6 protein-coding genes and 1 pseudogene are annotated in these 5,674 nt (G+C 74.8%); 6 read left to right on the forward strand and 1 reads right to left on the reverse strand.

Annotated features, from left to right (window positions below; all coding sequences use genetic code 11):
- Positions 1-47: 47 nt before the first annotated feature.
- Positions 48-1,313, reverse strand: a complete 1,266-nt coding sequence (locus ACFWEP_RS30675; protein WP_387374964.1) for a Cmx/CmrA family chloramphenicol efflux MFS transporter — start codon at positions 1,311-1,313, stop codon at positions 48-50.
- A gap of 237 nt (positions 1,314-1,550) precedes the next feature.
- On the opposite strand from ACFWEP_RS30675, the gene ACFWEP_RS30680 reads away from it, so the two are divergent.
- From ACFWEP_RS30680 to ACFWEP_RS30705, 6 genes and pseudogenes are all read left to right on the forward strand, one after another.
- On the forward strand, positions 1,551-1,724 hold the full coding sequence (locus ACFWEP_RS30680) for a CsbD family protein (RefSeq protein ID WP_387374966.1): 174 nt from the start codon (positions 1,551-1,553) through the stop codon (positions 1,722-1,724).
- Positions 1,725-2,014: 290 nt separating this feature from the next.
- A complete protein-coding gene (locus tag ACFWEP_RS30685) occupies positions 2,015-3,082 on the forward strand; it encodes an acyl-CoA dehydrogenase (RefSeq protein WP_387374968.1) in 1,068 nt (355 codons plus the stop codon).
- Positions 3,079-3,939: a PIG-L deacetylase family protein gene (locus ACFWEP_RS30690; protein ID WP_387374970.1), complete on the forward strand. Its 861-nt coding sequence runs from the start codon at positions 3,079-3,081 to the stop codon at positions 3,937-3,939. The genes ACFWEP_RS30685 and ACFWEP_RS30690 overlap by 4 nt, the downstream gene beginning before the upstream one ends.
- Before the next feature lie 65 nt (positions 3,940-4,004).
- Entirely contained in the window at positions 4,005-4,592 is a 588-nt protein-coding gene (locus ACFWEP_RS30695) for a class I SAM-dependent methyltransferase (protein WP_387374972.1), read from the forward strand.
- 23 nt (positions 4,593-4,615) lie between these two features.
- Positions 4,616-5,014 (forward strand): annotated as a pseudogene (locus tag ACFWEP_RS30700) (glycosyltransferase); the annotation flags it as partial.
- Between the two features lie 429 nt (positions 5,015-5,443).
- The gene (locus ACFWEP_RS30705; RefSeq protein ID WP_387374974.1) at positions 5,444-5,617 is read left to right on the forward strand and encodes a CsbD family protein; all 174 of its coding nucleotides are present in this window, start codon (positions 5,444-5,446) and stop codon (positions 5,615-5,617) included.
- The last annotated feature ends 57 nt before the right edge of the window (positions 5,618-5,674 follow it).

Genomic DNA, 5,674 nt, shown 5'->3' on the forward strand with positions numbered 1-5,674 from the left:
CACCAGGTTCTCCGGGGGCGGTTCCGTGTGCGTACGACGGGAACGCCTCAGGCAGAGGGCAGGTCCGCCCGCTCGTCGGCGAGCGCGGCCCGGGGGCGCACGACCGTCGCGCCGTCCACGGACGCCGTGTCCCCGGCAGCGCCCGTGACCAGCCGGGACCGGGAGGCGGCGCCGCGCTGGACCCGGAGCGCCAGGGCCACCGCCGCCAGGCCCACGACCAGCATCGCGGCGCCCGCCCACGCGGGGGAGGCGTAACCGAGGTCGGCGTCGATCACCGCGCCGCCGAGCCAGGGACCGGCGGTGTTGCCCATGTTGAACGCGGCGGTCGTGGTCGCTCCGGCGAGCGTCGGCGCGGCACCGGCCACGTTGAACATGCGGGCGTTCAGCGCGGGGGCGGTGTAGAACGCCGAGAAGCCCAGCAGGAAGGCGATGAGCACCACGGCGACCGGGCTCGACGCGAACAGCGCGAGCGCCACCAGGAAGACCGTGGAGGCGGCGATGCCGCTGAGCAGCACGCCGAAGAGGTGCGCGTCGGCGATCCGGCCGCCGATCGTCGTACCGGCCAGCGCACCGGCCCCGAAGAGCGCCAGCACCCACGGCACCCACCCCGAGCTCAGCCCGGCGACATCGGTCAGCAGCGGGGCGAGGTAGCTGAACGCGCAGAACACGCCGCCCGCCGCCAGCGCGGTGATCACGATCGCCAGCCACACCTGGCGGTCGCGGTAGATGGAAAGCTCCTGACGCAGCTGCGGGCGCCGCTCCGGCACCGGGATGCGGGGGATCTTGGTGCAGACCCCGACCAGTGCCACGGCGGACGCGGCGCCCACCGCCCAGAACGCCGACCGCCAGCCCAGGCTCTCGCCGAGGAACGCGCCGAGCGGCACGCCCATCACGTTGGCGATCGACAGCCCGCCGATCATCACGGCCATCGCCCGCGCCCGCGCGTTCCGGGGCACCATCGCTATGGCGACCGCCGCCCCCACCGCCCAGAACCCGGCGCAGGCGAGCGCGCTCACCACCCGGGAGACGAAGAGGACCTCGTACGTCGGTGCCAGCGCTCCCGCGACCTGGCCGAGCCCGAACACCGAGATCAGCGCGATCAGCGTGGTGCGGCGCGGCAGCCGGAGCGTGGCCACGGCGAGCAGCGGGGCGCCGACGACCATGCCGATCGCGAACGCGGATATGAGCAGTCCGGCGCGCGGAATCGATACGCCCATGTCGTCGGCGATCGGCGGCAGCAGACCGGAGAGCATGAACTCGCTGGTGCCGAGAGCGAAGACCGAGAGGCCCAGGATGTATACGGCCAAGGGCATACGGAGTCGACCGGTGTCGGTATCAGGCATGACTGTGCCCAACGGGCCGGGAGATCCGCACATTCCCCGTCGCGGTGATTGATCCCCGTTTGTTATCACGCCGTTCACGGCGGACCCTGAAGGTGTGCCGAGATGTGCCGTCACGCACTCGTGGGGCTCCTGTGGGGTTTGAGCCGGCGCACGGCGGTCACACGGACCACTGTTCCTGAAGTCGAGCACAGTGAGGTGGGAGCGATCATGGCTGCCGATGAGAAGAGCCAGGCCAAGATGGAGCAGGCCAAGGGCAAGGTCAAGGAGGCGGCCGGCCGCACCGTCGGCAACGAACGCCTCACCGCCGAGGGCCGCGCCGAGAAGGCCAAGGGCGACGCCCGTCAGGCCAAGGAGAAGACGAAGGACGCCTTCAAGCACTGAGGGACGCCTCCGAGTGCTGAAGGACGCCTTCACGCCCGGAGAGTGACCCCGGGAGACGCGCCCCCGCCCTCCGAGTGCCCTCGGGCGCCGGGTGGACGCGTCGGCCCGGCGGAGGCCGGACGCCGTGTGGGCGTTCGGCGGAGACAGAGCGATACGAGTGCCCTCCCGCGCCGCCCGCTTCCCCCCTCGTGAGCGGCGCACCGTGTGGCCCGGCCGATGCGGCCGGGCCACACGCGTGCTCGCCGGGCGAGGTGCCCCCGCGGGTGCTGGCATGGGGGAAGGAGACGCGCATGTCGACCGAAGGAGCAGGTGTGGGTACCACCGCCACCACACGTCAGGAACCGGCAGCCGGCGGAACGCCGGACCTCTCGGGGCCGCCGGACGGCAGCGCGCTGCGCGCCGTCGCGGCCGGCCGTTTCGCGTCCTGGGTGCGCGACGGCGCGCCGCACGTACCGCTGCCGGGAGGCGGGCGCACGTGGGAGAGGTTCCAGGCGCTGCACGGGCTGGGCCGGGACGATCTGGCCCTGGCCCGGCTCGCCGAGGGGCACGCGGACGCGGTGGCCATCCTCGCCGAGCTGGGCTCGCCCGCCCCCGCTCCGGGCGAGCGCTGGGGCGTGTGGGCCGCACAGCCCCCCGGCGCCAGGCTCACCGCGCGGCCCCGCGCGGACGGCCGTTGGCTCCTGGACGGGGTGAAGCCGTACTGCTCGGGCGCCCACAGCTGTACGCACGCGCTGGTCACCGCCGACACCGAGGAGGGGCGACGGCTGTTCGCCCTCTCCACGGACGTACCCGGATACGCCCCGGTGCCCGGCACCTGGCAGGCGATCGGCATGGCGGGCAGCGACACCCCGGACGTGCGGTTCACCGGGGTGGAGGCCGTGCCGGTGGGCGGAGTCGACGCGTACGTCCGAAGGCCCGGATTCGCGCACGGGGGCATCGGGGTGGCCGCCTGCTGGCTGGGCGGGGCGCGCGGGATCGCCGACACCCTGTTCGCCTCCGCGTCCCGCCGCGCCCCCGACCAGCTCGCCGCCGCCCACCTGGGTGCGGTGGACGTCGCGCTGCACGGCGCGGAGTGCGTGCTGCGGGTCGCCGCCACGGAGATCGACGCCGACCCGCAGGACCGTACCGGCGACGCCGCGCTGCGGGCGATGCGGGCCCGCGCGGCCGTGGAGCGGGTCGCCACTCTGGTGCTGGACCACGTCGGCCGCGCGCTGGGTGCCGGACCGCTCTGTCACGACGCCGTGCACGCCCGTCGCGTCGCCGACCTCACCGTCTACATCCGTCAGCACCACGCGGACCGCGATCTCGCGGCCCTCGGCACCACCCTGGTGGCTCCGCCCGAGGGAGCCGGCCGATGAACACCGGGAGAGTGCTGAGCACCGGGACCGGCGCGGGACCGAATCCCCGAGCCACCGGAGCCACCGGAGCCCCGGACCCCGGGTCCGGCCCTGCGGCCGACCGTGAGCGGGCCGCCGCCGCGATCCGGGCGGACGGCACCCCGGAGGCCGAGTGGGCGCGCTGGGAGGGCTGGGAGGCGGTACGGGCCGCTCCCCGGATCGACGGGCCGGTGGTCGTGGTCGCCGCCCACCCCGACGACGAGGTGCTGGGCGTCGGCGGCACCCTCGCCCGGCTCACCGCAGCGGGCACCGACGTGCACGTGGTCACCGTCACCGACGGGGAGGCGTCCCACCCGGGCAGTCGCCGGGTGTCCCCGGCCGCCCTCGCCCGGCTGCGCGCCGACGAGCTGACCGCCGCCCTGGACGACCTGGGGATCGACCGCCGTCGGCGGACCCGCCTCGGGGTGCCGGACACCCGGGTGGACGCGTACGAGAGCGAGGTGGCCGGGCACCTCGCGGAGGTGGTGCGGAGCAGCGGTGCACGGCTCTGCCTGGCGCCGTGGACCGGCGATCTGCACGCCGACCACGAGGCGGCGGGACGGGCCGCGCGCACGGCGGCGCGGGTCACCGGGACGCCGCTCTGGTACTACCCGGTGTGGATGTGGCACTGGGCCGTGCCGGGCGACCCCCGGGTGCCCTGGGGGTCCGTACGGCGGCTGCCGCTCACCGAGGCCGAGCAGGCCCGCAAGGGAGCCGCCGTCAACCGCTTCCGTACCCAGATCGCACCCCTCGCGGACGACCCGGACGACGCCACCGTCATCCTTCCGCCGGCCGAACTGCTCCACCACCGACGCGCCTTCGAGGTGATCCTGCTGTGAGCTCCGACCTGACCGGGACGGCCGGGGGGTCGGGGGCCTCCACCCCGGACTCGTACTTCTCCCGGATGTACTCCGGCACGGCGGACCCCTGGGACCTCGCCGGACGGTGGTACGAACAGCGCAAGTACGCGCTCACCCTCGCCGCGCTGCCCCGCCGCCGCTACCGCAGGGCCTTCGAACCGGGCTGCTCGGCGGGCGTCCTGACCCGGTTGCTCGCCGAGCGGTGCGACACGGTGCTCGCCACCGACCGGGTCCCCGCCGCGGTCGCCGGGGCCGCCGCGCGCAACCGCGACCTGCCGCAGGTGGAGACGCGTCTCCTCACCGTCCCCGCGCAGTGGCCGGAGGGCACCTTCGACCTGATCGTCCTGTCGGAGCTGCTCTACTACTTCGACGAGACGACGTTCCACGACATCCTGGCCCGCACGGTCGGCAGTCTGGAACCCGGCGGCACCCTGGTGACCGTGCACTGGGACCACCCGGTGCCCGAGCACCGGCTGACCGGAACACAACTGGCGCCGCTGCTGCGGGAGATACCCGGCCTGGTGGCGGGGACGGAGTTCCACGACCCCGACTTCGTCCTCAGCCTCCACCACCGCCCCCTGGCCGACGGCTCACCGCCGCCCTCGCCGGCCCGCGCCGAGGGCCTGGTGTGAAGCGGCGCATCGACGGTCTCGTGGTGGCCGTTCCGGCGCACGAGGAGGCCGACACGCTGCCTCACGCGCTGAGAGCCGTCCGGGCCGCCGAGCGGCACGCGCGTGCCCGCCTGCGGGACGTACCGCCGCTGACACTGGTGGTCACCGCCGACGCGTGCACCGACGCGACCGAGGCGGTGGCCCGTGCGGCAGGCGCCGAGGTGGTGCGGACCGGCCACCGGTCGGCCGGAGCGGCCCGGGCCGCCGCCGTCGCGCACGGCCTGCGGAGGGCGGCCACCCCCGCCGCGCACACCTGGATCGCCTCCACCGACGCCGACAGCCGGGTCCCCGTCGACTGGATCGCCCACCAGCTGACCTGTGCCCGCGCCGGCTGGGACTGCGTGCTGGGCACGGTCCGTCTCGCCCCGGCCCGCTCGCTGGAGGAAGCGGTCGTACGGGACCTGCACCGGACGCACTACTTCGCCGGGCGACCGGACGGGACCGGGCCTGACGGGACCGGGCCGGACTGGGATCATCCGCACGTCCACGGCGCCAACTTCGGTGTCCGGGCGGACGCCTACGCGCGCGCCGGGGGCTTTCCGCCCGTACCCCTCGGCGAGGACCGGGCGCTGGCCCGCGCCCTCGGCGACGGCGGTGCGCGGGTGCTGCGGACGAACGCCTGCGCCGTCGAGACCTCGGGCCGGCTGACGCCCCGCGCCCCGTACGGGTTCGGCGCGTTCCTGCGCACACTCCGCGCCGGGGCGGCCACCGGAGGCGCGAGCGCCGCGAGGGGCGAGGGAGGTTTGCACGAGCACTTCGCGGTCACACGAACCACTGACCCTGAAGTCGAGCACAGCAAGGTGGGAGTGATCATGGCTGCCGATGAGAAGACCCAGGCCAAGGTGGAGCAGGCCAAGGGCAAGGTCAAGGAGACGGCCGGCCGCACCGTGGGCAACGAGCGGATGACCGCCGAGGGCCGCGCGGACCAGGCCAAGGGCGACGCCCGTCAGGCCAAGGAGAAGACGAAGGACGCCTTCAAGCACTGAGCGTCCCCGTCCGGTCCTCTTCCCGGACAGGCCCGGGCCCTGGTGACAGCACCTCGC

It is taken from the genome of Streptomyces sp. NPDC060198, assembly GCF_042728415.1.
GTDB lineage: Bacteria > Actinomycetota > Actinomycetes > Streptomycetales > Streptomycetaceae > Streptomyces.